Annotated in this window: 24 protein-coding genes; 4 read left to right on the top strand and 20 right to left on the bottom strand. The window is 53.4% G+C overall.

All coding sequences use genetic code 11. From position 1 onward, the window contains the following. Positions 1-162: 162 nt before the first annotated feature. Both MKY64_RS07275 and MKY64_RS07270 read right to left on the bottom strand, forming a co-directional pair. Positions 163-783 (bottom strand): immunity protein Imm33 domain-containing protein, encoded by a 621-nt coding sequence (locus MKY64_RS07275; protein ID WP_063830970.1) that lies wholly within the window; start codon positions 781-783, stop codon positions 163-165. A 107-nt stretch (positions 784-890) separates the two neighbouring features. Continuing rightward, positions 891-1,772 carry an AraC family transcriptional regulator gene (locus tag MKY64_RS07270; protein ID WP_340951872.1) on the bottom strand — a complete coding sequence of 294 codons (882 nt, stop codon included), beginning with the start codon at positions 1,770-1,772 and terminating at the stop codon, positions 891-893. Between the two features lie 191 nt (positions 1,773-1,963). Between MKY64_RS07270 and MKY64_RS07265 the strand changes: the two genes are divergently transcribed. Continuing rightward, on the top strand, positions 1,964-2,497 hold the full coding sequence (locus tag MKY64_RS07265; RefSeq protein ID WP_036733195.1) for a CDP-alcohol phosphatidyltransferase family protein: 534 nt from the start codon (positions 1,964-1,966) through the stop codon (positions 2,495-2,497). Here the strand turns inward: MKY64_RS07265 and MKY64_RS07260 are convergent, their stop codons facing one another. From MKY64_RS07260 to MKY64_RS07230, 7 genes are all read right to left on the bottom strand, one after another. After that, positions 2,498-3,010 (bottom strand): DNA topology modulation protein, encoded by a 513-nt coding sequence (locus tag MKY64_RS07260; protein ID WP_340951870.1) that lies wholly within the window; start codon positions 3,008-3,010, stop codon positions 2,498-2,500. A gap of 38 nt (positions 3,011-3,048) precedes the next feature. Next, the gene (locus tag MKY64_RS07255) at positions 3,049-3,789 is read right to left on the bottom strand and encodes an N-acetylmuramoyl-L-alanine amidase family protein (protein WP_340951867.1); all 741 of its coding nucleotides are present in this window, start codon (positions 3,787-3,789) and stop codon (positions 3,049-3,051) included. 78 nt (positions 3,790-3,867) lie between these two features. Beyond that, entirely contained in the window at positions 3,868-4,224 is a 357-nt protein-coding gene (locus MKY64_RS07250; RefSeq protein ID WP_036733189.1) for a DMT family transporter, read from the bottom strand. 2 nt (positions 4,225-4,226) lie between these two features. Further along, a complete protein-coding gene (locus MKY64_RS07245; protein WP_036733186.1) occupies positions 4,227-4,550 on the bottom strand; it encodes a DMT family transporter in 324 nt (107 codons plus the stop codon). Between the two features lie 13 nt (positions 4,551-4,563). After that, positions 4,564-5,097: a TetR/AcrR family transcriptional regulator gene (locus tag MKY64_RS07240; protein WP_340951863.1), complete on the bottom strand. Its 534-nt coding sequence runs from the start codon at positions 5,095-5,097 to the stop codon at positions 4,564-4,566. A gap of 131 nt (positions 5,098-5,228) precedes the next feature. Continuing rightward, positions 5,229-6,365 carry a GDSL-type esterase/lipase family protein gene (locus tag MKY64_RS07235; protein ID WP_340951861.1) on the bottom strand — a complete coding sequence of 379 codons (1,137 nt, stop codon included), beginning with the start codon at positions 6,363-6,365 and terminating at the stop codon, positions 5,229-5,231. Further along, entirely contained in the window at positions 6,362-6,619 is a 258-nt protein-coding gene (locus tag MKY64_RS07230) for a hypothetical protein (protein ID WP_339249192.1), read from the bottom strand. The genes MKY64_RS07235 and MKY64_RS07230 overlap by 4 nt, the downstream gene beginning before the upstream one ends. A gap of 178 nt (positions 6,620-6,797) precedes the next feature. On the opposite strand from MKY64_RS07230, the gene MKY64_RS07225 reads away from it, so the two are divergent. Continuing rightward, positions 6,798-8,678 (top strand): LTA synthase family protein, encoded by a 1,881-nt coding sequence (locus tag MKY64_RS07225; protein ID WP_340951858.1) that lies wholly within the window; start codon positions 6,798-6,800, stop codon positions 8,676-8,678. 88 nt (positions 8,679-8,766) lie between these two features. On the opposite strand, the gene MKY64_RS07220 is transcribed toward MKY64_RS07225, so the two are convergent. Together MKY64_RS07220 and MKY64_RS07215 are read right to left on the bottom strand one after the other, a co-directional pair. Further along, positions 8,767-9,642 carry an alpha/beta fold hydrolase gene (locus MKY64_RS07220; RefSeq protein WP_340951856.1) on the bottom strand — a complete coding sequence of 292 codons (876 nt, stop codon included), beginning with the start codon at positions 9,640-9,642 and terminating at the stop codon, positions 8,767-8,769. A 100-nt stretch (positions 9,643-9,742) separates the two neighbouring features. Then, positions 9,743-10,117: a MerR family transcriptional regulator gene (locus MKY64_RS07215; RefSeq protein WP_340951852.1), complete on the bottom strand. Its 375-nt coding sequence runs from the start codon at positions 10,115-10,117 to the stop codon at positions 9,743-9,745. Positions 10,118-10,254: 137 nt separating this feature from the next. On the opposite strand from MKY64_RS07215, the gene MKY64_RS07210 reads away from it, so the two are divergent. Beyond that, positions 10,255-11,196, top strand: coding sequence for an SDR family oxidoreductase (locus MKY64_RS07210; RefSeq protein ID WP_340951849.1), 942 nt, complete (start codon positions 10,255-10,257; stop codon positions 11,194-11,196). 88 nt (positions 11,197-11,284) lie between these two features. Then, entirely contained in the window at positions 11,285-12,082 is a 798-nt protein-coding gene (locus MKY64_RS07205; protein ID WP_340951847.1) for a lipase family protein, read from the top strand. On the opposite strand, the gene MKY64_RS07200 is transcribed toward MKY64_RS07205, so the two are convergent. From MKY64_RS07200 to MKY64_RS07160, 9 genes are all read right to left on the bottom strand, one after another. Then, positions 12,079-13,341 carry an extracellular solute-binding protein gene (locus tag MKY64_RS07200; RefSeq protein ID WP_340951845.1) on the bottom strand — a complete coding sequence of 421 codons (1,263 nt, stop codon included), beginning with the start codon at positions 13,339-13,341 and terminating at the stop codon, positions 12,079-12,081. The genes MKY64_RS07205 and MKY64_RS07200 overlap by 4 nt on opposite strands. A 255-nt stretch (positions 13,342-13,596) precedes the next feature. Beyond that, positions 13,597-15,258: a response regulator gene (locus MKY64_RS07195; RefSeq protein WP_340951844.1), complete on the bottom strand. Its 1,662-nt coding sequence runs from the start codon at positions 15,256-15,258 to the stop codon at positions 13,597-13,599. A gap of 1 nt (position 15,259) precedes the next feature. Then, positions 15,260-17,059: a sensor histidine kinase gene (locus MKY64_RS07190; RefSeq protein ID WP_340951841.1), complete on the bottom strand. Its 1,800-nt coding sequence runs from the start codon at positions 17,057-17,059 to the stop codon at positions 15,260-15,262. Between the two features lie 104 nt (positions 17,060-17,163). Then, positions 17,164-17,976, bottom strand: a complete 813-nt coding sequence (locus MKY64_RS07185) for a carbohydrate ABC transporter permease (RefSeq protein WP_340951839.1) — start codon at positions 17,974-17,976, stop codon at positions 17,164-17,166. A 15-nt stretch (positions 17,977-17,991) separates the two neighbouring features. After that, entirely contained in the window at positions 17,992-18,918 is a 927-nt protein-coding gene (locus MKY64_RS07180; RefSeq protein ID WP_340951837.1) for a carbohydrate ABC transporter permease, read from the bottom strand. A gap of 90 nt (positions 18,919-19,008) precedes the next feature. Next, the gene (locus tag MKY64_RS07175) at positions 19,009-20,319 is read right to left on the bottom strand and encodes an ABC transporter substrate-binding protein (RefSeq protein ID WP_340951835.1); all 1,311 of its coding nucleotides are present in this window, start codon (positions 20,317-20,319) and stop codon (positions 19,009-19,011) included. A gap of 265 nt (positions 20,320-20,584) precedes the next feature. Next, entirely contained in the window at positions 20,585-22,228 is a 1,644-nt protein-coding gene (locus MKY64_RS07170; RefSeq protein ID WP_209869702.1) for a family 16 glycoside hydrolase, read from the bottom strand. Between the two features lie 139 nt (positions 22,229-22,367). After that, positions 22,368-24,137: a glycoside hydrolase family 2 protein gene (locus tag MKY64_RS07165; RefSeq protein WP_340951832.1), complete on the bottom strand. Its 1,770-nt coding sequence runs from the start codon at positions 24,135-24,137 to the stop codon at positions 22,368-22,370. Positions 24,138-24,304: 167 nt separating this feature from the next. Continuing rightward, positions 24,305-25,243, bottom strand: a complete 939-nt coding sequence (locus tag MKY64_RS07160; protein ID WP_209869708.1) for an ArsR/SmtB family transcription factor — start codon at positions 25,241-25,243, stop codon at positions 24,305-24,307. Positions 25,244-25,260: the final 17 nt, after the last annotated feature.

Raw genomic sequence — 25,260 nt, 5'->3', positions numbered from 1 at the left:
CTTGATTCTACTATACTCACTAGGCTGTAATTCAATCATTCTATTCCTTCCTCTCAGTTAATTACCTGTTATGTATATCTGGCCTTCTGCCCTTCTCCCCTTCTCCTAGTAAAAAAGGCCGGGGCCACAGTCACCTGTGTCCGCCAGCCTAGTATATCATGCCTACCGCCAATTCTTCACTTCTACCCACGCGGCACCCGCTCCGCTCCGTTCAAACGCTGTGCCCACAGCTCCTTTAAAAGGCTCCAGCAGGGTCGGGTCCCGGTCGATCAGATCATACACATTCATGATGGCCGTATTCTTCGGGTCGCTCAGATAAGCGTTATCTTCTTCTCCGGTGAACAGCCGCCAGCCGCTGTCCTCCTCACGGGTAGGGGCCTCCCGGTACATCCAGCGCACACCGCTTCCTGGCGTCAGGCATTGCCTGGTGACCATACCCGCCTTCTCCCCGGCTTCGACCCATGCCGGATCTCCTTCTCTAAGAATCGTCTGGGCGATATGTCTGGGCTCGAACTCCACCGGATCTCCGAGCTGGAGCGACTGGATAACCCCCGGTGTATTGGTCAACAGCCCCGTGTACCGCCCGGTAACCGGATCTCTCCCGGTGATCTCCACCCACATCCGTTCAGCCCGTGGCTGCCCTTCAGCCGGTTGGGTCAACATGAAGTGCAGCCGCACCATTCTCCCCGTACCCTGTGTCTCCCGTTCCTGTCTTGCAGGAATAAAGAACGACTCAGGATGTAGCCTGCTCGTCTCTTCCACATCTTCCAAAGTCCACTCCATGAATTATGCCTCCTAGTCAGTTATACTAGACTACCATTACCCGATTGTAGGAGGCGCTATTCATTCTGACTGGAAGCCCCGTCCGCTCTTGCTGAATACCTGCACCGTTAACGGCGCACTGCTTCCCGCACAGGAATCCATATTTCACTTTTAAAAGTTGGCGAGTGGGTATCCTTGCTTTCGTTCCACAGAAGCTCCGGCCCTTGGACCTGCTCGTAATTGGAAGAGGGGAACCATTCGGAATAGATCCGGCCCCAGACATTCTGGAGCGTGCCCGGAAAGGGACCCACCACTTCGAACACGGCCCATGCAGACGCTGGAACCTCCAGCTTGGCGTAGGGCGGCGGGCATTCCTGCGTGGTAGCCACTCCGATATAATGATCCAGCTCCCCACGTTCCTCCATCCGGCCTTCGGAGAAATTCACCGACGAGCTGATTAGCCCTGACGGAACCATATCCGACAGCCCCTTCAGCTCCCCTATCATCTCCATGCTCAGACTCTGCCACATGGCCGCGATCTCCGGGTTCACCCCGCTGAACTGGATAGCTACCCTTTTCTTGAGTCCAACGATCCGGAAGGCCTCTTTCTCCTCAATGCGGTAATTCATTTCACTGCCTCCTCTAATGGTTAACTGAAAAGTCATTCGAGGAAAGGCCTTCAGGGGTGTCCCTGCCGATCTTGCTTCTGAAGGCGTTACGCCATGAAGCTGCTGAAAGGCTTTTGTGAATGCATCCGGCGAAGTGTACCCGTACTCCAGGGCAACATCAATAATCCGGTGCTGGCTTCCCTGCAGCTTGAAGGCAGCCAGCGTAAGACGTCTGCGGCGGATATATTCCGAGAGCGGGATACCGGCCAGGAAGGAGAACATCCGTGTAAAATGATACTCCGAGCATAACGCGAAGCCCGCAGCCACTTTTATATCGATCTCGTCGTCCAAGTGCTCTTCAATGTAGAAGAGTGCAGCATTCATATCTTCCAGCAGGTTCATCGTGCACCTCCCTTTCCTCCCCATCAGAGTAACAGCTACGCAGGGAATGCATCCGACAGTTCCTGCACCATATTAACGGGTACTTTCTTATTCAAGACAATCGGCAAATTTAGAGGCATAATGAAGCATAGAATATATACGAATAAGCTAGACAGGAAATCCCCATTACACGGTTAAAAAGGGAGGTTGCCATGAAGCTTGTCCCCAACTGCATCACGCTCAGCCGAATCGGGCTGGCTCTTCTGCTGCTGTACCTGGCGCCGCTGGGCACGGGCTTCACTTTAGTCTACCTCCTGTGCGGAATTACCGATATGCTGGATGGCCCTATTGCCCGAATGACCGGTACGGTTAGCAGCTTCGGTGCCAAGCTCGATTCCGTGGCCGATATGACGCTGGCAGGCACTGCACTCTATACCTTATATCCGTTCCTTGGTCTGACCCTCGGCCTCATCCTGTGGATCGCGCTGATTGCCGTCATCCGGGGAGCCTCCATCCTGACCGCTCTGCGCAAATTCAGCACCTACGGCAGCATTCATACCTACGGCAACAAGCTGGCCGGACTGCTGCTATTCCTTACACCTTTGCTGCTTCCCTATGTGAATCAGGCAATCTGGACAATAGTTGTATGCTTAGTAGCCACTCTATCAGCAATCGAGGAACTGATCCTGCTTCTGATCTCAAGTGAACTGCAGTTGGACCTTAAGGGACTGTATGTGCGGCGCTGATTAGCATTCTGCAAAGCGATGAAGCAACTCCTTGACCTGCCGCCTTGTATTTACGATCAGCACTTGCTGGTGAGCTCCGGTCTGCTTGAGTCTCTCCAGGGTGACAGCACGGCTTCGTGCCTTATAGTTCCAGACCCATTTCACAAATGCCCAATCGAGCTTCTCCGGGCAGCCTTCGTTCATATCCGGTCTAGTCTGGTTATGGTACATAAGACGACGCTTCACAATCCGGTACATACACAATATCCGGGGTAAATCCAGAAAAATAATGACATCCGCACGCTTAATCCTTAGCTCCATGGTCCTTGAATAATTACCATCTATAATCCATTGCTCCTGGTCGGTGTATTGCCGCACCAGTTCGTCCCACTCTTCATTTGGCTTAGGAACCCAGTCCGGGTTCCAGAAATGGGCATCCAGATGTACGACCGGCAGATGAAGAAGGCCGCCAAGCTGACGGGCCAGGGTAGACTTGCCTGATCCTCCTGATCCGAGAATTAAGATCCGGTTCATAAGCTTCTCCTTGTGCATTTTGACATCGTGGTGATCCATCACTCCAGCCCTAAATACTCTCTTATCCCATCTACAACAGCGGAGGACACGCTCTCTTGGAACCCGGAGGTCCACATCTTCGCCTCGTCACCGGGATTCGTTAAATAGCCCAGTTCCAGCAGCACCGACGGCATTACCGTATCGCGCAGAACGAAGTAATTCCCTTTCTTCACGCCGCGGTCTTTGAGACCGGTAGCTTGAATGACATGCTTATGTATAGTCTCGGCCCAAGCCAAGGATTCTTCATGATAATAAAAGGTTTCTGTACCCGATGCTGATGCCTCCTCATAGGTATTTCCATGAATGGAGATGAACAGGTCTGCGGCCAGGTTGTTGGCGAACTGGGGCCGGAACAGCTCTTGTGAGGAGATAAAAGCATCCCCGGTCCGGGTAAGCAGAATCTCAAGCTGCGGGTCCTGCTCCACCCGGGCTGCGATTTGCTCTGACAGGCTAAGATTGAAATCCTTCTCCAGGCGTCCACTGACGGAGACTGCCCCGGGATCTTCACCGCCGTGACCCGGATCTACCACAACCTTATAGACCTTGCCCAGGTAGGGCTGGCTGCTGCTTTGCGGTTGACTCGTACTTCGGGGTACACGAATGGCCGAATCCTCAGCCGGGGCCGCACTTAGACCTGTATCGGCAATCCTCCCGCCAGAACCGCTGCCGGTGCCATTGCTACATGCCGCCAGCAGTAATAGGCTGAGCCATATGGCGGCTATCAGGTACATTTTCCTCATTCCGGTTGCTCCTTCTCGCTCACTTCCTGCACGTTGCCTACTTCCATTTCAGCATACCGGAGGCTTGATAAGCAAGACCTAATTCTCCGTAGCTTCAGGGGCGTTTTCCCCGCCAGCCTTATCCGGTGAATTCAGCAGCACCAGACCCCCGATAATAATCAGCAGACTAATGCCGGTGAGCAGATTGAACGGATCATTCCAGATCAGAATGCCGATCAGTGCTGTCAGCGCTGTCCCCACGCCAGACCAGATGGCATAAGCCAGGCTCAGAGGTATGGTGCGAAGACTGATTGATAAGCAGTAAAAAGCCAGGCCCATTCCAAGTACTACTCCGATCGACGGCAGCACACTGCTGAATCCATCGGAGAGCTTAAGCATAGTCGTACCGAAGATTTCTGAAATAATAGCGATGCTTAGCGCTAAGTAACCTCTCATCTCTACACCCCCGTTGACAGCTTCAGCAGAACCACACCGCCAATGATGAGGATTAAGCCTGCTATTTTTCGCACATTCAGACGTTCCTTATAGACCAGCACGCCAACCAATGCGGTTAACGCCGTTCCCACGCCAGACCAGATGGCATAAGCTGTCCCGAGAGGGATTTCTTTCAGCGCCAGTGACAGATTGAAGAACGCCAGGCCCATGCCAGCGACCACCGCAATGGAGGGAAGGAGCTTTTTGAACCCGTTGGATGCCTTAAGCATAGAGCTGCCGAAGACCTCACTCACAATGGCTAAGGATAGTAAAACATAAGCATTCAATGGGACTACCTCCTTAATGGATCATTTCATATAATTTCCGGATGACCTTATCACGCATATCATCGCTGATCTCGCCGATCCCGAATACCTCCGATAACCACAGGCCGTCTACAGCCAGCCGGACAATGGAGCCAATTACCGGGTCCAGCCCGTCATTCTCGATGTTCTCTTGCCAGACTGTATAATGCTTCCTTAATTCATCCAGCAATTCACCGTTTGTAAAAAGCGCTGCGTTAAGCGCAACATTCATGTCCTGCCCATCCTGATCGGCTTCTACGGTAGACTGCAAATAAGCACGGCTCCACTTCCCTTGCTCCCGTGTATCCTGGGCCGCCCTCTTCTGGACATCCGCAACAAAATCATTGGTAATGCCCGAAACCATACTGTAGATTAATGCGTCTTTATTCGGAAAATGGTGCAGCAGACCGCCCTTGCTCACTCCTGCTTCAGCAGCCACCGCTTCAAGTGTAAGCTTCTCAATTCCGCTATTCTTAACAATCGTTGAAGCTGCAGCCAGAATCAGACTGCGTTTGGAATTACTGTTCACAATCATCACCTCGTCATTCACTATACCGTCCAGACGGTTTGTTTGTCAAACAGATGAATTGCAGCACAAAGCGCTCATCAGCTGATGAGCGCTCCCGCAACTTATACTGTTCAATGGATATGCCGTTACAGTTAAGCCCCTGACAAAAGTCCCCGGATATAGCCGCTTAACTCCCTTGCAGTCTGCTCGTGCGCCGGCAGGCCCGGATGGGTCCGCGCTCCCATCGTTTCATTCGTCACATTCGGCAGCTGGAACACCGACACGTTCTTATCGCCTGTAGACCTCATGTATCCATCCACCGCGCGGTAGATCGCCGGCATCAGGGAGAGGCCAAGCATTCCATACACCCAGAGAAGATGCGCCCCGGGGTTATAGCCTCTCAGCTTCGCCAGGAACCTCGTAACCGCGGCCTCGAAGGCGGCCAGATCCTCCTGATGATAGCTTCCGTCTTCATTCAGCCGCTGCTTATAGATACGTCCGGTGCTCTCATCCAGCCATTCGGGGGAGTTGAACGCACCGTCATCATTGGTACCCAGGTTAACTACCACCACATCCGGCTGCCAGGCCGCAAAATCATTCATCTTATGCGCACCAAGCGCTTCATTATGCGGGCCGGTCAGCAGACCGCAGACCTGCTCGTAGATATCAGGGATGTTGCCTCTAGGATTGTTGTCCCAGCTGGAGAGCACTCCCCATCCGCTCTGTGAGATCACCCGGAATTCGGCCTGCACGGATTCGGCAGTGATCGCTGTATAGTTATGAACGCCGCTGAACCAGGCGGGAATCCAGTCCTCTTCACTCTTGGCACCAATGACGCCCTCACCTGAGGTGATACTGTCACCGATGAACTCCAGCCGGTACGGCTTCGCTTCAACAGGCAGGAAGCTGCCGTCTGTGCGGACCGCATGGAACTGAAGATAGGCGCCGGGGTCGCCGCTCATCGCCTGGACCTCTTTTACAATCCGGATATTCTTCACAGTCTCAGGGTTCATTCCTCTGAATACGCAGACCCAGTGCCTTCCGGCATTCAACATCTGTCTGCTGACGGGAACGGAGTTGATCAGCACACTGATCCAGGATTCGTGATGATCGTAACCGGACTCTACTTCAAGCCACAGCTCGGAGGCCCGGAGGTTCACTTCTATCGCACTGCCCGTCCAGAATAACGTCAGGGGGTTAAGCGCTCCGGTCGTTCTGCCATGAATCTTCAGATGCTTGATCTCTGTCAAAGGCTGTACCTGTAACTGCAAATGGGAATTGCTGCTCATTCTGAACCCTCCTGTTTGCTGGCAATCGAGAAGCTGCGGACCTTCATCCACTTCCCGCCTACCCATTCGTCAACGGTGCCCTTCCGCGTTCTGACACAGAACTTATGCGAGGTGCCGCGGTCAAAGCCCGTTGCTTCATATAACAGGTCCTCGCCCTGCTGTCCCTTGAAATACACCTGCTTCAGGCCGAGTCTGTTCAATAGTTCCTGCTTCACACTGTCTGTATATTGGCGCGAGAATTCTTTGGTCATCATTGTTCCTCCTGCTTCGTTTATCAACGGTTCAACTTCCCGGATGCTTCTTAGAGAATAACGTATATGCGGTGAACTTTCACCTTTATTTTTCACCAAACTGCCCTTAAATACCGGTTGATTTTGAACTCGGCCCTGTAATAGAATTAATGGATTATATAGAAAAGGATGCGCATACGCAATGCCTTACAAGGAATCACGTTCGCTTCGAAAAAGGTCGATTCTGTTCTTCTCGCTGATCATGCTGGTGAAAAGTTATTTCGCCTGGTATTACTTATTCGAGGACGGTCCCACCTGGACCACCTGGCTGAAGGAAATCCCGTTCGTGCTGCTACTGTTCTGCCTCATCGAATGGTTCGCCACCAAGCACAAGGTCGCCATCTATCTGATCGTCAATCTGCTCATTACTGTACTGTTCTTCTCTCTCATCGTCTATCATAATCATTTTGGTATGATTGCTACGTCACAGGTCTTCGGACAGGTCAAGCAGGTAGGCGCCGTCAAAAAAAGTATATTCGCCGTCGTGCATCCGCAATATATGCTTATCTTCGTAGACATCATTATTATCAGCCTGATCATGCTCAGACGCAAAAAAGCGCTCGCCTGGAAGCATTCCATGTCCCGGCCCAGCAACCGCAAGGCAGTGGCTATCCTGTTCTGTATCTCGCTTACGCTGTGCATGATGAATATTTTCCCCAACAAAGCCAGTATGAATGAGAATGTCAAGGCAGAGCAAATGGGCATTCTCAATTATGAAGCCTACGCCCTGCTGCGTGAACCCGCAGAGGAGCCTATGGACCCTGCGCAAATCTCCCAGGCTGGCATCGACATGACAAAGGGCATTCAGCAGAAAGCTAATCCGGTCTTGTTCGAGGCTGCCAAGGGTAAGAATCTGATCATCCTGCAGATGGAGTCGCTCCAGAACTTCCTGATCAATCTGTCCGTGGACGGAACCGAAATCACACCGAACCTGAATAAGCTGGCCGGCGAGAGCTACTATTTCCCCCGGTTCTTTCAGCAGGTAGGCCAGGGCAATACCTCGGATGCCGAATTCATCGTCAACACTTCCTTTTATGTGCCGCCGGACGGTCCGGCCACAGATAAGTATGCTCCGAAGGAGCTGCCGAGCCTGCCGAAGCTGCTGGAGGCACAGGGGTACGATACCGCGACTTTTCATACCAATAATGTAGAGTTCTGGAACCGCGGGGAGCTGTACAAGGCGCTGGGCTTCAATCAATATTACGACAAAACCTACTTCGGCGAAGAGGATGCCGTCTTCTATGGCTCCTCGGATGAAGTCCTGTACAGAAAGACCTCTGCGGAGCTTGCGCAGATGGATCAGCGTGAACAGCCCTTCTATGCCCATGTCATCTCGATGTCGTCGCATAATCCGTTCTCGATCCCGGAGAGCAAATACAAGATGACCTTGCCGGAACGGTACGAAGGGACGCTGGTCGGTGACTATATCCGGGCTGAGAACTATGCGGATTATGCGCTGGGCCAATTCATAGAAGAGCTTAAGAGCAGCGGTGTGTGGGATAACAGCATAGTGGTCCTTTACGGCGATCACCGGGGTCTTCCTATATTCTCGCTAAAAGAGGCAGACAAGGTCCTGCTGGAGGAGATTCTGGACCATGAATATAATGAGCGTGATCTGATTAATATACCGCTGATCATCTCAGCCACAGGCATTACCACACCGGCACTGAAGGAGCAGTTAGGCGGCCAGGTGGATATTTTGCCGACCGTTGCCAATCTGCTCGGGGTTCCGCTGGACTATCATATCCACTTCGGACAGGATCTGCTTAACCAGACCGCGTACAACCTGCTGCCGCAGCGCTATTATCTGCCTACGGGTTCCTTCGTTAATAATGAAGAGCTGTTCCTGTCAGGCAGCGGGTTCGAGGACGGCCAGCATTACACCCTGTCCGGTGACGGCACGGATCTGCTTCAATCGACAGAGGATGAATTCACCCGGGCGCTGGAGCTGCTCCGCATGTCCGACAGTTATGTTACTCAGCTGCCTGACCGGGTAGTTGAAGATCCGCCGGAGGGCGAATAAAAGCTGAAAATAGGCACCATCCTTCACACAGCAAAGCCCGGTTCGGAGTCCTGTCTCTGAACCGGGCTTCTTTATATGCTTGGTAGGGTTAGAGCTGCTTGTCCAGAAAATCCCGCACAGCCTGACCTGCCTGAAGCGGAAGCTGCATCCAGACATACGCATGAAGCGAATCCGGGATCCGCGCAATTTCATAGCTGTCCAGCAGCTCTGCGAAGGCATTCAGACTGCTGCGGACCCGTTCATCGTTCCATTCCGCTTCGCTGGGCAGGAACAGGACCGGGCATTGTATTGTCTGATAATAGTGTTCAAAAGACAGCTCCCAATACTTCACTATGTATTCGATTCTGACACGGTTCGGATAACAATAGATATACTTACCGTCTGGATGCTGCTCCAGACTATGCGTATAGAACGCACAGAAATATTCATTCCACAGGCCCTCCGCAGTCAGTTCAGCCCGCTGCTGGGCTACATACGATTCAACGCTGTCATAGCACGGTTCCTTCCATTCCTCCAGTTCTGCCCGAAGCTGCTCTTTCCTCTGCTCCACCGCTTCCGCCGTGCCGTCAAAAATACCATATTCGCCAAATTCGTTATTCAGCGCACCTTCGCACACCAGAGATAATACAAGCTCCGGATGGGCTGCTGCCAGACTGACCGCTACCTGTGCTCCCATGGAGCTTCCTACTACGTGGCACTTGTCCACCTGCAAATGCCTCAGTAACTGATACATATCCTCTGCCATCTCGTCAATATGATAGCCAGTCTCCGGCTTGTCCGACCGGCCATGCCCCCGGAGATCCGGTGCAAGGATGCTGTAGTCCTGCTCCAGTTGCGGGAGAACTCCATCCCACATATGCAGGTTTCCGCCGCTGAAATGAAGCAACAGGATGACAGGCTTGTCTTTTAAAGAATACTTAGCATTAATGCTTATCTCCCCAAGCAGGATACGTTCCTCGACCATTTCGATTGCTCCTTTGATTCCAACACACACTTTCGTTGCGTCATATTCTGAATTACATACATTGGTTAATCGGTTAGAGATAACTCTAACTGTCCAGCCCCTAAATCTCCCGCAGCAAGTCCATATTATGGGTCTCGTACATAGCCACCTTCAGATCAATAATATTCAAACTTTTCTTCAGTTCCTCCATCTGCCGCAGCACTTCCTTCCGGTGTGCAATCATCATCCCGCGCCGCGTTTCCCTGGTGCTGTCGCCTTCTATTACCAGATCAATATACCTTTTGATCTCTTTAATGGGCATACCGGTGTTTTTCAGGCAGCAGATGACTTTAACCAAAAGCAGATCCCCCTCCGAGAAGGTCCGGTTCCCCGCCTCATTGCGTCCGACAAAGGGCATCAGCCCTTCCTTATCATAAAAGCGGAGCGTATGTGCTGTTACCTCACAAATCGCCGCTACCTCATTAATACTGTACATCAGCTTTTCACCTCACCATGGGTTTTTGAAAGTGGCTTGACTTCGATAAATCTCTAAGTATTAGCATGGAGTATAACAAACCGCGGGTCAACTATGTATTAATGCACCTGGCGGACAAACAAAGGAGAGAACATTAAATGGACAAATTCCCCACATGGACAGCTGCCCAGATTCCTTCCCAGCAGGGGCGTTCGGCCGTTGTTACTGGTACAGGCGGACTCGGCTACGAAACCGCGCTTGAACTGGCACGGCACGGGGCAGAGGTTATCCTGGCGGGCCGGAATGCAGCGAAGGGAGCTAAAGCGGTTAAAAGGATCTCCGCAAGCGTTCCTTCAGCCAACATACGTTTTGAGGTGCTGGATCTTGCCAGTCTGGCTTCTGTGCAGGCATTCGGCACAAGAATGAATACTCAGCGGCGCAGTCTTGATCTCCTGATTAACAATGCTGGCGTCATGACTCCACCTGTACGCCAAGTCACCGCAGACGGGTTCGAGCTGCAATTCGGTACGAATTACCTTGGACACTTCGCGCTCACTGCGTACCTGATGCCCTTGCTGCGCCAAGCAAAGGAGCCCCGGGTGGTCAGTCTAAGCAGTATTGCCCACCGGAGTGGCTCCATTCATTTTGACGACCTGCAATTTGAACGCCGTTATCATGCCGGGCAGTCTTACGCCCAATCCAAAATAGCGATGATTATGTTCGCTCTTGAGCTGCAGCGCCGCAGTGACCTGGCCGGATGGAACCTGCTGAGCCTACCGGTTCACCCGGGGATATCACGTACGGACCTGCTGCTGAATGGGGCAGGACCAAACAGCGCTCCCGGCATTCTCCGTAGACTGCTTGGGCCAATCTTGTTCCAGCCGGCGGCCCAAGGCGCACTTCCTGCACTGTTTGCCGCCACATCACCGGAGGCCAAGGCAGGAGTCTATTACGGTCCCGGCAGACTCTCAGAAACCAGAGGCTTGCCTAAGCCCGGCAAGATGGCTCCGCAAGCACTGGACCGGGCTGCCGCATCCAGGCTGTGGGAGGTCTCACGGCAGCTGACACAGGTAGATTTCGAGGCCATTGTGAGTGGCTGACGTTTCTCTTAAGCCGGGTCTCGTTGCCCGCTAGGCACCAATCCCGCCTTCCCATCATACACAGATATAAAGAAAGGCGGGATGCAGAATGAGTACCATGACAGGTGAGGCGGAATGGGCGATTTTTCTGGCGGCTGTCTGCGGACAGACCTATACCCAATTTGCCAATGCGGAGGGTGCGTTCGTGGTACCGGCGGACTTCTCGGCCGTGCATAGCTTCCAGGCGAAATCGATGGGGAATGTGTGGGAGCTGTTCGGCTTCATTCTGGAATCACCGCAGGAGATCATTATTGCCTGGCGCGGAAGCATCTCCACCAATGACTGGCTCTCGAACATGAATGCCGCGCAAAAGAAATTTAAATACATCCAGGAACCCTGCATGACCCATCGGGGGTTCACCGATATCTATGCATCCGCTCGGGATGCCATTCTCTCCTTGCTTGGCACTCTGTCTCCGGAGAAGACGCTATATGTAACAGGCCATAGCCTTGGCGGGGCACTGGCTACTCTATGTGCGCTGGATGTTGCTGCCAACTCCGCCTTCACCACCCCCCGGCTGTATACTTACGGGTCTCCGCGTGTAGGCGACCCGGATTTTGCCAACGCCTTCAGCCGGTATGTGCGCAGCAGCTACCGCTATGCCAATCTTTTTGACGTCACTACGTATGTTCCGCCAACCGTCTACAAGCTGCCTAAGCAGAAGACCAAATACTATTACACCCATGTTCAGACCCTTAAGTCCTTATCCTTCCAGAATGGTAGCCCTGAGCTGAATCATGTCATCCGTAGTTATTTCGCTGTGCTGAGGAAGACACGGCCCGACTTCACCACAGCTCTGTGCACCGCGAACCCTGGGTTCTGTCCGGTCCCGGAGCTGATCACCTAGTTCGCCAGAATCTGATTCAGACTCTCCTCCAGCCGCTTAAGTCCCGCTTCGGGCTGTATCCGGTTGCGCACGATATGCTGCAGTTCCTCGGACATTGCAGTGAACAGAGCTGCATATTTATCCGTCTGCGGGGCGAATTTGACCTGATCTTTTGCTTGAATAAACCGCTCCCGGTAAGGCAGCTCCCGGTACATCCGGCTCTCTTCAACAGTAGAGTTCGCCGGAACATGCCCCGCCTCGCCCCAGATCATTCCGCCCACCTCCGAGAAGTATTTCATGAAGTCCATGGCACCCGCCTGCCTCTCCACGGTGGTATAGGCTGGAATCACCAGGGTGTGGGAGCTTCCCCAATGGTCTGCGCTGCCGAAGATCGGCGGAAGAGGCATAATCCCGATATCCAGCGCCTTATTGTCCAGATGGTGGCCTGCTTCCCATACTCCGCCGAACCATAGGCCTGCCTGCCCTTTGTCAAAAGAATCCCAAGGCGTATTATCGCTCAAATCGCTTAATCCCTCGTCAAACAGCCGCTGATAGAAGCTCAGCACCTCTACGGACTTCTCATTATAGATGGCTGCCCGCTTGCCGTCCCGGCTGAGCAATTCTCCACCCGCCTGATAATACAGATCGAGAAAAGACTCCTGGAAATACGGGGTGTTCACCGCCATAGACTGTACACCCGGTACCCTGGCTGCAATCTGCCGCAGCAGGCGGATGAATCCCTCCGGTGTATTCTCCTCCAGCAGCGGTGTTCCGTCAGCAGATAATACACCGGCCTTGGCCAGAATTGCTTTGTTATAGTAGAGCATATGGAAATGAGTATCCAGAGGCACTGCATAATATTGCCCGGCATAGCTGACGCTCTGAAGGTTCTGCTCCCCGATCTGATTGAACTGGAATCCGCCCTGCTGTGCCAGAGCATTGAGCGGTATAATTTGCTGCGCTTTGATGAAGGGAGACAGCCGGTCAGCATGAATGACCGCCACATCAGGCCCCTTGCCGAAGGACAGAGCGGTGCGGAGTCTCGCATAATATTCGTTCGATTCCAGTCTGAGCTGCTTGACGAACACTGCACTCTGGGAAGCATTATAGTCATGGATGATCCGCTCTACGAATTCGCCCTCTCCCCCTCCGAACGGATTCCAGAAGGAGATCGTCACAGGCGTGCTGCGCTCCGGCGGCTCCGTATACCTGGAAGAGAAATCCGCGCAGCCCGTGAACAGCAGCAGACACAGCAGCAGAACAGGCAGGATCAGCTTCATCTTCCTCCTCCTCCTTGAAACATAAATCAACATAAATCAATCTAACGGACGAATAATGCAAGAGTTATGCTCCTTAATTGTTCGTTTGGGCATCATTCTGCGAATTCATGTGTACTTGTGCTCTTCACCAACATTACTTAGCACCACCAGAGGGATAAATCCCTTTCACTTCACTGGCTCACCATGATTCTACTTTCCTGTACATGCTCCCTAAATATTGTAAGCGTTTGCAATAAGTTCCGTCGCGAGGCTCCCTTACCGCTCCTTGCGGACCAGCGCGCGATACTCGGAGGGAGATACGCCTGTGATTTTCTTGAATACCTTGGAGAAATACTTCGGGTCCTGGATGCCGACCAGACTGCCTATGTCGCCAGCCTTCAATTCGCCGGTCAGCAAGTTCTTCGCCTTCTCAATGCGGATGCGGGTCAGATACTCCAGGAAGCTCTCCCCGACTTCTTTGCGGAACAGATTGGCGAAGTAGTTCTTGCTCAGATGGACCAGCCCGCTGATCGACTGCAGGGTAATCTCCTGGTGATAATACTGCCGGATATACTGAGTCGCCTTAATAATACTGTTACGGTCGCTATTATACATCTCTTTCATATGTGCAACAAGCGCCTGGAAGGCCTGCAGGAACCACTCGCGGCTCTCTTCCAGCGTCTCCAGCTTGGACAGCTCGTCAAAGTACTGCTTCTTCAGCTCAAGCACCTGCTCTGCATCCTTCGACACATCCGGCCACAGAGTGGTTAGAATCATCAACAGCTCCAGTGAAATAATCTGCACCAGCTCCGCATCCCTGCGCACAACCAGCTGACCAAACAGTTGCTCCAGATATTCTTCCAGCTCCCGCGACTGAAAAGCATAGACCATCGACTGAATCTGATGGCTGCTAATCTGGAGCGATGGCGCTAGTGTAGTCCCTGACTGTGTCATTTGATGCTGCGCTGTGTCAGGCTGTGCAGCGTCAGACTGCGGCCCTTGTGCCAGCAGTTCAACGCTACCGTGAACCAGCACACGCCCCGTTCCCATGAACAACTTCATCCTTGCAGCGCCTGCGGCCTGGACATACGCATTTTTCAAATCCGCCCACTCCCTGACTTCTCCGCTAATGCCAATCGTTACAGTCCAGCCGTATTGTCTGGATAGCCGGAGAATCAACTGTTCACTGGAGCTGAGTAAGCGGTCCATAATCGCAGCCTTACCGGTCTGTACCATTACCTCTGAGGTTACAATTACATGCAGTACACCTTGTCTGTCACGAATCAGCTCATAGCCGATAACAGGATCGTTAAGACCTATCTCTTCAAGCAGGCTGCGGATTACCGCTGCTCCCTGCCCATACTCCGGCTCTGCTCTGCCCCCCGGCAGAATTTGCAGCACATAAAGCGGCCGCTTCTCCGCAAGCCCTGCCCGCGAAAGTGTATCGTGTTCGATTCTGCCTTGAACCGCCCCGAGCTCCAGCAGCTCGATCAGGAAGTTCTCCTTATGCACCGGCGCAATTTGAGCTGGCGCAGACTTTTGCTCCCAAGGCTTCTGCGCCCCTTCGAGGCTGTCCTTCAGCTTAAGCAGTACCTGCTCGAAGTCGCGCGGCATCATATCCGACTTGATGATATAGTCGGAGACATTTTGCTTAATCGCTTCCTTGGCATACTGGAAGTCCTCCAGATTGCTGAGGATAACAATCTTTAGGTCCGGAGACAGCTTGCGCACCTCGGCAATCAGCTCAATGCCGTCCATGACGGGCATTTTGATATCCGTAATCAGGATGTCGGGCAGTCCGGTTGCCATCAGCTCCAGCGCCTCCCGGCCGTTCCCGGCCTCCCCGGTGACCTCCATCCCGATGGCTTCCCATTCAATCATCGACCGGATACCATATCTCACGATAAATTCATCTTCTACGATAATGACCCGGTACATATCAGTGGTTCCCCCTTGTGTCGTCTGTGATAAGCGGCAGCTTGATCCGGATAGACGTCCCTTTTCCCGGTTCACTGCGCAGGTCCAGCCCGTACATTTTGCCGCAAATGAGCTTGATCCGCTCGTCCACATTCGCCAGCCCGATGCCTCCCGGCTTCTCCTCCTCCCGCGCCTGCCCATCCAGCAGACTACTGGCCTGCACAGGGTCCATGCCCTTGCCGTTGTCAGTGACCTCGAACCACAGCAGGTTGCCCGGTGCCTTGGTGCAGGAGATACGGAGCATACCGCCGGACTCCATCTCCCCAAAAGCATGGATGATCGCATTCTCGACAATGGGCTGGAGAATCAACTTCGGCGTACGCAGGCGGCGGACGTCTTCATCCATCTCAATGATAGTGTCAATCTTGAAGTTGAACCGGAACTTCTGTATGCCCAGATAACACTGTACATGCTCGATCTCTTCCTCCACCGTAACCGTCTCTTCCCCCCGGCCCAGGCTGATCCGCAAGAGACGAGATAATAAGCTGACCATCTCCGCCGCGTTATTGGCCTTCTGAATGAGCGCCGTCCATTTAATAATATCCAGCGTGTTGTATAGAAAATGCGGGTTAATCTGCGCCTGCAGCGCCTTGAGTTCAGCCATCCGTTTCCGGTCCTGCTCCAGATATACCGCTTTCAGGAGTCCGTCGATCTGCACGACCATTGCGTTGAAGTTGTCGCCGAGAATATCGATTTCATCATGCCGGCTTTTGGCCTTGTAGCGGACGCTGAGCTCGCCGGACATCACCTGCCGCATCAGCCGGATCATTTTCAGAATCGGGTTCGTAATCGAGTTCGCCAGCACCAGCGCGGCAATGACCGAGAAGACGATGCAGAGCAGCCCGACGAAGATGAAAATCTGCAGCAGGCGGTTGGAATCCTGATACAGCGCCGCCTTGGAGATCACATTGACGACCACCCAGTCATTCGTATGCAGCTTCTTGGCATTCACGATCAGGCTGTCTCCCATGTAGGCAAGCGGGAACCTCGTTTCCTCCTGTCCGGTACGCATGAGCTGCTCATACCCTGCCTGTCCCAGCACCTCGCTCACGCTCCGGCCGATCAGCCCGCTGTCCGGGTACGAGACGAGCCTGCCTCCGCCGTCTATCACGAAGCTTTGCAGGTCACGGTTATTGCTGACCGCCTTCGAGACCAGCTCCTTAATCACATCCTCTCGGATATCCAGCACGGCAACAATCTTCAGGGGACTGTCATCGGATATTTTATAGAGCTGCTTGGCGACTGAGAAGACATGGGTGCTCTGGGAATTGAGGCTGTCCACATAAGTGCCGTAGCGGGTCGGATACCAGCGGAAATTGCTGCCGCCCTTAAGAGTCGCAAGGAACGGCTCCACCTCGGCGGGCGTGCGCGTGCTCCAGCGGTAGATTCCTTTGATATAGTGCTTATCCGAGACGAAGGAGATGGACTGTACATCCTGATTAATTGCCACAATCGTGGACAGCTTCGTCGTCAGAGACAGACTATCCACATCATAGCTGGCCGGAGTGGTCCCATCAAGAGCCCGCAGCATCCCCACAATCTCATGATTGTTCAGCACCTGCATCAGCATATCCTTGTAGATGCCCAGGCGCGTATCTAGATTATCAGCGGTCTGATTGAGCAGATGCTCCGAATACTCGGTAGCCTTGTCGTTAAGGGTTGATTTCGAGATGGAAAAAGAAATAATCCCCATGACCACCAGCGGTGTCAAGGAGAAGAGAACAAGCAGCAGCATCCACTTATAGCGCATGCTGCTCTTCATTTGGATGATCCAGGATATCAAGCGGAGCCGCAAGGACCTGGCAGAACTCTCAGGAGATGTACGCATGCCCTATATCCCTTTCCCGGTATATAATATGGTTCAGGCTACCCCTTGACCCCCGACATGGCTACGCCCTGGACAATCTGACGCTGGAGCAGGATGAAGACAACAATCGTCGGAATCGCCGCCAGGGCGCTGGCTGTCATAATGAGATTGAGCGACATATTATTATTCGACAAAAAGGTGGGCAGCCCTGCCGACAGGATCATATTCTCCTCCGAGGTAATCGCCAGATAAGGCCAGAGGAAATTGTTCCACGAGAGGATGAAAAAGAAGATCCCGACAGACACCATCGCCGAGCGCGTCAGCGGCAGGCAGATACTCCACCAGAGCCTGAAGCTGCGGCTGCCGTCGATTTGCGCGGCTTCAATATAATCCTTAGGCACGCCGTCCATGAACTGCTTCAGCAGCAGAATACCGATCGGGTTGGTCAGTCCCGGGAGGATAATCGCCCAGATATTATCGATCAGTTCCAGATGCAGCGCAGTCTCATAGAGCGGAATCAGAATAGCTTCTGTCGGAATCAGAAGGCCTGAGACAATGAGCACATAGAAGATGCCCCGTGTGCGGAACGGCAGCTTGGAGAACGAGAAGGCTGCCAGCGAGCTAAGCAGAATGGAGATCAGGGTAGTGAGTACGCCGATCACCAGACTGTTCCAGGTCCAGAGCAGAATCTGCGAATCTCTAATGACCTTGACATAGTTACCGGTATTCAGATCCGACCAATCCACCCAATCGGCCAGCGTATAGACATTCACACCATCGGGCTTCAGGGAGGTGAGAAACATCCAGATCAGCGGAAGAACAAACAGCAGGGCAAGCACAATAGCCACAGTATTTAAAGCAAGCTTCTTCATGAATCTTCTCCTCTCCTATCCGTCCTTGCGGTCTGTAATTTTGAATTGAATCACGGCGATCAGCAGCATGATGAAGCAGAACACCATGGACTGCGCCGCAGCCATGCCGAACATATCCTTTTTGAACCCCGTGACATAGATATAGCGGATCATCGTATTCGTGGAATCGCCCGGCCCGCCGCCGGTCATAATCTGTACCTGCCCGAACAGCTTGAGACAGTTGATAATCTGATAAAAGATCTGGATCTTCATCACATTGGACAGTCCCGGCAGGGTAATGCTCCAGAACCGCTGCCACGCGTTCGCACCATCGATCTTCGCCGCTTCATAATGATCAGTGGGAATCTCCTGTAGACCGGCCAGGAACAGCACCATGACGAATCCGACGCTCCACCAGTCCGTTGCCAGGGTAATCGCCCACCACACAAACCGGTGATCCGTAAGCCAGTTAATGTCTGCGTTGATGCCAAGCATATGTAAGGCTGCATTCACCGGGCCGTTCTTCGCATCCAGCAGCCGCAGCCAGATGAAGCTGACCACGGAGACCGACAGGACATACGGCAGGAAGAACACTGAGCGGATCAGGGTTCGCAGCCAGATTCTCTGATTAATAATAAGGGCCAGCAGCAGGCCCAGGATGATGACCGTGGGCGCGCACAGCAGCACGAAATAGAATGAGTTCCACAGGTAAGCATAGAAATCTGAATTCTGCAGTATTTTTGCATAGTTCGCCAAAGCCACATACTTCTGCATCCCTTGAATGCCCCACACATGCAGGCTCATCCAGGCTCCGCGGATCACCGGCCACAGATAGAACACCGTGAACGGGATCAGGAACGGGATCAGGTACAGAATAGCCTTCAGTTCAGTCAGCAGGTGTACAGGCTCTGCTCTGCGAAGAGCCGCAGCCGCCTTGTTCTCACTCAAGCTCCGCTCCATCATTATCTCTCTCCTTCAGTTGAAATGAATCATGAGCCGGATTGGGACTGACCTGCCTCTGGCAGTAGTTCATCCCAATCCAGTCAGATAAGGCTAGTTCTCCAGCACTTCGTTAATCTGTTTCTCCAGCTTAGCCAGGCCATCCTCCGGCGTCTCGCTGCCAAAAATAATGTTCTGCAGTCCTTCGGAAACGGTGGTGATAATCGTCGTATATTTATCGGTTGGCGGCGCGAACTTCACCGTCTTCTGTGCCTCGATGAATTCGCTGCGGTAAGGCAGACTTTTGTAGGCTTCACTCTCTGTAATCTTGCTGTTCGCCGGCACATGGCCCGCCTGTCCCCAGATCTCCCCGCCCACTTCGGAGAAGTACTTCATGAACTTGGCTGCGGCTTCCTGCTTCTCCGGCGTCACGTAGGACGGGATGACCAGCGTATGGGAGCTGCCCCAGTGCGTCTGGCTGCCGAAGATCGGGGGCAGCGGCATAGCGCCGATGTGCAGCGATTCATCCCCCAGCAGCAGCCCTGCTTCCCATACCCCGCCGAACCAGAAGGCGGCTTTGCCGTTATGGAAGGTATCCCACGGCGTCTTGTCATTGAGATCGGCATATTTTTTATTGAAGACATCCATATAGAAGTTCAGCACATCCAGCGCCTGCGGGTTGTTAATGCTCGCCTTGGTCATCTCCGGGTTCAGCAGCTCGCCGCCTGCTTCATAATACTGATTAAGGAACGGCTCCTGGAAATACGGGGTATTCACCGCCATCGCCTGGACATCCGGCACCTTGGCCTGAATCTCAGAGAGCGTCTTCTCGAAGCCTGCCGGGGTCATATCATCCAGCTTAGGCGTACCGTCCTCGTTCAATAGATTGGCCTTCTCCAGAATGTCCTTGTTGTAGTAGAACATGTGGAAATGGGTATCCAGCGGAACCGCGTAAGGCTTACCGTCATAGGATACACTCTTGATATTGGAATCCGAAATCTGCTTCAGATCAAAGCCTGCCTTGGAGGCCAGCTCATCCACCGGCACAATCTGCTGGGCCTTCACGAACGGCGAGATCCGCTCCACGTGGGCTACCGCAACATCCGGGCCCTTGGAGGACGACAACGCTGTGCCTAGCTTCGCGTAATACTCGTTGGATTCGAGACGGAGCTGTTTGACCTTAACCTCCTGCTGCGAGTCATTGTAGCCCTTGATGATCTGGTCCACGAATTCCCCTTCCCCGCCGCCGAACATATTCCAGAAGGAGATCTCCACCGGACTGCCGCCTGCGCTCTCTGTTGCTGCGGGCCCGTTCGATGCCTTGGCCGCTCCGTTCTCTGTATTTCCGGAAGAGCATCCCTGCAGGACCAGAGCCAGTGTCAGCCCGGCCGATACCACACTTGCCAATCTTTTTTTCATCCTCATCTGTACAACCCTCTTCTCCGTAAAGTTTGTGCGAGGAAAGCCGTCACACTTTGATGTAAGGGCTTTCTTATCTATAACTCTACAGCGAACACCACCGTGCTTGAACCGACAAACCGCCGTTCCTTGGTGAACAAACGACAGATGTAACCCGGCCGCAAGCCCTGGCAGGTAGACGATCTTACGCAGGGTGGAGAATCGACAGATCATGAACAGTCGTCTGCGCACGCAAAAAGGGACCTCTTGAGAGGCCCCCGTGAAATTCCAGTCAATTCACTGTAAAATTGTCAAAGCTGACACTGTTGCCGAAGCCGCCGCGAACACCTACTGTGCCCGAAGTAAAGACGGCATCATTCTTGTCAATCTTGGGCACCGTCATATCTCCCACATAAACCTTGATGTTTCCGTTATTGACCACAACCTTCATGTGGTACCAGGTGTTCACGGCAATAGGAGTATTTACGGTCTGGAGAGAGGTCCAGTTATTATTGAACCGTCCAAGCCACACCTCACCGGCAGAGTCAATCCCTGCTGCGTAACCCTTTTGCAGATCAGCCCCGGTCCCCGGACTGGTCACATTGAAGAGAAGACTGGCCTGGCCTGCATTATTCAGCCGGATGTCTCCCTCCAGCGTATAATTCATTTTGGAAGGATAAGGGGTTAACAGCGATTTGTCGGCATTCACTGAATTCAGGTTGTAGGTTCCGCCGCTTACCGCCCAAGTCCCAGCATAGCGGGCCCACCCGTTGTCATTCGCCGAGAAATCATTGCTGTACGTGCCGCTGAGCGTCCCGAACCGCACCTGGACATTATGCCCGCCGACACTCCGGTCCACCGAATTCACGAAGGCAATCTCATTCGCTCCCGTCTGGTACATCGCCGTCCACCATGAATTTCCGAATGCCGGAATATCATTATCCACCCAGGTGTTCCCGTAATCGTTGCTCAGGGACAGCACGTTGGAATTGGAGCTGAGCAGGAGACGCCCGTCCGCCAAGGACAGGATGTATGGTCCGCCTTGCTGGTTCGTGGAGACCTGGGTGCCGATGCCGCTGGACCAGGTTTTGCCGTCAGCACTTTTTTTGGTGAAAATTCTGCAGCTCTGCGTCCCGCACACCTCAAAGGCTACAATATACTGCCCGTTCGCCATCTTGGTCCAGACCGGCATCCCCGGACGCGCGCCTGAATTGGAGGGGTCCCAGGCGACATAGATTTCATTCCCCCAGCTGGCTCCCCCGTTGGTGGAGATCTTCTGGGAGATAATCTGGCTGTACGACGGATTCTCCGTCACATGCTTCTCGCTTGCATACATCACGGCGACCGAGCCGTCATTCAGGAGCTGCATATGCGGCTCGTACACGCCTTTGTCGGGATTCCCGAGCGCGCCGGGAGCGCCGTTGTTCTCGTCGATGGTGCTGAGGAAGCTCCAGTTCGCGCCTCCATTCACGCTTTTATACACTCTGAGCTTGTACGATTCCTGCCAGCGGACAGACCGCATCGCCAGCAGAATCTCGCCATTCGCCAGCTGGATAAGCTGCCCGTTGTCCAGGTCACGCCCATCCTCCCATAGGGTGGACATCAGCGACCAGGTACGGCAGTTGTCGGTGCTGCGGAAGACCTGCAGCCGGGTCCCACCCCAGGAGACCTTGGTGTAGCCGTTGTTGTCGTAGATGGCAGCGACGGCCAGCCAGTCTCCGTTCGCCAGCTTGATCATCCGCGCATATTCCGCGCCGAAGGTTCCGGGTCTTAAGCCCCGGGCATCGGGACCGGCATCGGTGAACGTGTTGATATTGGTAATGGTGGAGGAACTCCCCCACACCACCGGTCCATTCGCGGCAAACACCGGGATGGCGGCAAAAATCAGCAGCAGACACAGGGAAGCGGACAGCGAGGTAAACACTTTTTTTAACACATAAGCCCCTCCTCTTAATCTTGAATAGGTGTAGCCTGTTGAACGCACTTATATGTAAGTGCTTTCACCAAAGATTCTAAAGGGCTTCCCATGGTCGTAGAACCGATAATTCACCGCTATTTAGGTCACAATGTTACGATTATTCCCTCGCCTGCCGGTTGATCTTACGAATCTCGTCCAGCGGAATCTTCGGTGTCCGGTCTGCCGTAAGTAGCCCATTCACTTCCTGCTGCACATCCGTAACCTGAGTATAGCAATAACCGCAGATGTAAGGTGTATCCTTGATCGCCTGCGTGATGCTGCGGAACCGTTCAATGAAGGCTTCCGTGCTGCTGACCTGCTCCCCATAGCCCCATCCCTCGCCGGTGTTGAAGGCAATGCCCCCGAATTCACTGACTATGACAGGCTGACCCCGGTATTCGTAGCCCTTGGCCATCGCGTATTTCCAGTTATTGAACGAGGAGCTCCCGCCAAGTACACTGCCGGAGTCTGCATAACGCGCAAGCAGCGCAGCACCGCTCTCCTCATAGTCATGCAGGGTAATAATATCGCTGATCGTATGCTCCCAGCCGTCATTGACAATCACCGGACGGTCCGGGTCCATCGCCTTAGTAAGATGATAGATGCCCTCAGTGAACTGCTGCTGCCGCTTGTTCGTGTAGACCTGCGGAATACCCCAGGATTCGTTAAAAGGCACCCAGGTAATCACCGAGGGATGATTATACTGCTGCCGGACAATCTCTGTCCACTCCTTCGTGAACTGCTCCACGGCCTCATCATTGAACTCATAGGTGGCCGCCATCTCCGACCAGACCAGCAGTCCCTTCACATCACACCAGTACAGAAAGCGCGCATCTTCAATCTTCATATGCTTGCGTACCCCGTTGTAGCCCATCGCGAGAATCGCATCAATGTCAGCAATCAGCGCCTCCTCCGAAGGCGGGGTCAAATGGCTGTCCGGCCAATAGCCCTGGTCCAGAATCAGCTTCTGGTACACTGGCGTATTGTTGAGCAGCACCTTGCCTTGTTCGATGGAGATTTTGCGGAGTCCGAAGTAGGAGTAGACCTGGTCGATCACCTTGTCCCCTTCGTACAGAACGAACTCCACCTCATACAGCACCGGCGAAGCGGGCGACCAGGACTGGAGCTTCCACGGGCCATTCACTTCATGGGTCAGCTCTACATCCAGCTGCTGCCAAGACCGGTCTATATGCAGCGAGACCTGCTTGAAGGTCTTCTCCTGCGTGCTGATCCGGGTCTCCAGCCGGAGATTCGGGGCTGCCACCTGAGCCTCGTACTCGAAGCGGACTGAGCGGTTATCGAGATCCGGAGTGATTTTGACAGACTTAAGATACGAAGGGGATACATACTCCAGCCACACACTCTGCCAGATTCCCGTGGTCTGCACATAGAAGCACTCGAAATTCTCATCCACCCAACGCTGCTTGCCCCGTGGTTGTGTACAGCTCTGGCTATCCTCTGCCTTGACGGTCAAACGGTTCAGCGCTCCGGCACCTGTGTTCAGATAATCTGTGATATCCAGTGTAAAAGCCGCGTACCCGCCTTGGTGCCCCCCGGCATAGCTGCCGTTCACCCACACCTTCGCGATATGATCCACCGCCTGGAAATTCAGCAGCACCCGCTTGGTGCCCAAGCTGTGAGGTAGTTGTACCTCCCGCTCATACCATACATACGGATGGAACGTGGTCTCGCCGATTCCACTCGCCACCGTCTCATACGTGAACGGAACCTGAATCTTCAGATCGCCGTGCAGCTCCTCATGCCATCTCTCCCGCTCCCCCGTGTTGTCATCGTCATACCGGAAATCCCATTCCCCGTTCAGGCTCTGCCAGGCGTCACGGACGAACTGCGGCCGCGGATAATCCTTGATATAGTGCCGGGTTGTCATTATAATGCGCACACTCCTTAATAACAATATTTTTGTTTTAATACAATAAATATGTATTAATTATTGCAGAATCCGCTTAAATGTCAATGGTGACGTCAAAAAGAACCTTCGCCTAAGCAACAGGTTCTTTTCCGCAAATAAAATCTTACATTCACCTTACTTCTAGACTAAGGCTCCACACTATAAAAAATCTTCATCACCAGATCCTGCTCATAATCGCCGAACTTCTTGCCGAACAGGTTCATGCCGCCCTTGAAGACCGCATTCTCCTTCACACCCAGCCGCAGATCCACGTGGTTCTGGCCGGTGAGGTTCAGCTGCTCCAGATTAACAGCAGATAGCTCCTGATGGTCGATAGTGCTGCGGGTATTATCTACGCTCCAGGTCTTGAGTGCGCCGAACTGGGTTCCCGTATCAATCCACCACGAGGGATTCAGCTTCCCGCGTCTGCCGCCGAAGTCGCCGGGCGAGGTCCAGGTTCCCACCTCCACCTGGTTAATCCACAGTGTGATATCCGAAGGCCAGTCATTCTCGTAATTCGGTGCCTCTGAGCAGATCTCCATGGAGAACTGAATCCGGTGAAGCACCGCTCCTTGCGGAATTTCCAGCGGATAGCGGTATTCGAGATACCCTTTGCGCAGCCAGAGCAGCTGGGCTTGTACCCTGTCCGGATGGAAAAATCCCGCCGGTGAATCCTCCGTTATAATCGGACCGTTCTCACTGACCATCCCGCAGGTAGGCGCCACTTCACAGGCTGTGAAATTGCCGATCGGCATGGAGATCTCATAGCAATATTCGCCTTGACCGGCTTGCAGGCGGCGCTGCGGGGCATTGATCGTGATCTTGATATCATCATAGATCCTGCTGCATACCTTCATCGCCCCGCGTGAAGCAGGCAGCAGCTCGGTCTCAATCAGCCCTGCCTGCTCCAGTACCTTCACGTTGGAGGCTGCCGTAGATACCGGAATTTCCAGCGCTTCAGCCAGCTCCGCTACATTCATTCTCCGGGTGTTAAGCAGCGCCAGCATTCTGAGCCTTAGCTCTGTAGAGAGCGCATGTGTCACCTTCACCAGCTCATCCGCATGCTCCATGGACAACTCAAGCATATCGTTCACCCCTGTCC

The sequence above is a fragment of the Paenibacillus sp. FSL R7-0210 genome (assembly GCF_038009085.1).
Lineage (GTDB): Bacteria > Bacillota > Bacilli > Paenibacillales > Paenibacillaceae > Paenibacillus_AQ > Paenibacillus_AQ silagei.
This window is presented reverse-complemented; position numbering and strand designations above follow the sequence as displayed.

What these genes read in the sequence shown, in the direction of transcription:
- MKY64_RS07215 (WP_340951852.1), bottom strand. Translation starts at nt 10,117, where the DNA reads ATGTACAGTATTAATGAGGTAGCGGCGATTTGTGAGGTAACAGCACAT.
- MKY64_RS07190 (WP_340951841.1), bottom strand. Translation starts at nt 17,059, where the DNA reads ATGAAGAGCAGCATGCGCTATAAGTGGATGCTGCTGCTTGTTCTCTTC.
- MKY64_RS07235 (WP_340951861.1), bottom strand. Translation starts at nt 6,365, where the DNA reads ATGAGCAGCAATTCCCATTTGCAGTTACAGGTACAGCCTTTGACAGAG.
- MKY64_RS07260 (WP_340951870.1), bottom strand. Translation starts at nt 3,010, where the DNA reads ATGAACCGGATCTTAATTCTCGGATCAGGAGGATCAGGCAAGTCTACC.
- MKY64_RS07160 (WP_209869708.1), bottom strand. Translation starts at nt 25,243, where the DNA reads ATGCTTGAGTTGTCCATGGAGCATGCGGATGAGCTGGTGAAGGTGACA.
- MKY64_RS07205 (WP_340951847.1), top strand. Translation starts at nt 11,285, where the DNA reads ATGAGTACCATGACAGGTGAGGCGGAATGGGCGATTTTTCTGGCGGCT.
- MKY64_RS07175 (WP_340951835.1), bottom strand. Translation starts at nt 20,319, where the DNA reads ATGAGGATGAAAAAAAGATTGGCAAGTGTGGTATCGGCCGGGCTGACA.
- MKY64_RS07265 (WP_036733195.1), top strand. Translation starts at nt 1,964, where the DNA reads ATGAAGCTTGTCCCCAACTGCATCACGCTCAGCCGAATCGGGCTGGCT.
- MKY64_RS07225 (WP_340951858.1), top strand. Translation starts at nt 6,798, where the DNA reads ATGCCTTACAAGGAATCACGTTCGCTTCGAAAAAGGTCGATTCTGTTC.
- MKY64_RS07165 (WP_340951832.1), bottom strand. Translation starts at nt 24,137, where the DNA reads ATGACAACCCGGCACTATATCAAGGATTATCCGCGGCCGCAGTTCGTC.
- MKY64_RS07270 (WP_340951872.1), bottom strand. Translation starts at nt 1,772, where the DNA reads ATGAACCTGCTGGAAGATATGAATGCTGCACTCTTCTACATTGAAGAG.
- MKY64_RS07275 (WP_063830970.1), bottom strand. Translation starts at nt 783, where the DNA reads ATGGAGTGGACTTTGGAAGATGTGGAAGAGACGAGCAGGCTACATCCT.
- MKY64_RS07255 (WP_340951867.1), bottom strand. Translation starts at nt 3,789, where the DNA reads ATGAGGAAAATGTACCTGATAGCCGCCATATGGCTCAGCCTATTACTG.
- MKY64_RS07250 (WP_036733189.1), bottom strand. Translation starts at nt 4,224, where the DNA reads ATGAGAGGTTACTTAGCGCTAAGCATCGCTATTATTTCAGAAATCTTC.
- MKY64_RS07210 (WP_340951849.1), top strand. Translation starts at nt 10,255, where the DNA reads ATGGACAAATTCCCCACATGGACAGCTGCCCAGATTCCTTCCCAGCAG.
- MKY64_RS07180 (WP_340951837.1), bottom strand. Translation starts at nt 18,918, where the DNA reads ATGATGGAGCGGAGCTTGAGTGAGAACAAGGCGGCTGCGGCTCTTCGC.
- MKY64_RS07220 (WP_340951856.1), bottom strand. Translation starts at nt 9,642, where the DNA reads ATGGTCGAGGAACGTATCCTGCTTGGGGAGATAAGCATTAATGCTAAG.
- MKY64_RS07200 (WP_340951845.1), bottom strand. Translation starts at nt 13,341, where the DNA reads ATGAAGCTGATCCTGCCTGTTCTGCTGCTGTGTCTGCTGCTGTTCACG.
- MKY64_RS07195 (WP_340951844.1), bottom strand. Translation starts at nt 15,258, where the DNA reads ATGTACCGGGTCATTATCGTAGAAGATGAATTTATCGTGAGATATGGT.
- MKY64_RS07185 (WP_340951839.1), bottom strand. Translation starts at nt 17,976, where the DNA reads ATGAAGAAGCTTGCTTTAAATACTGTGGCTATTGTGCTTGCCCTGCTG.
- MKY64_RS07230 (WP_339249192.1), bottom strand. Translation starts at nt 6,619, where the DNA reads ATGATGACCAAAGAATTCTCGCGCCAATATACAGACAGTGTGAAGCAG.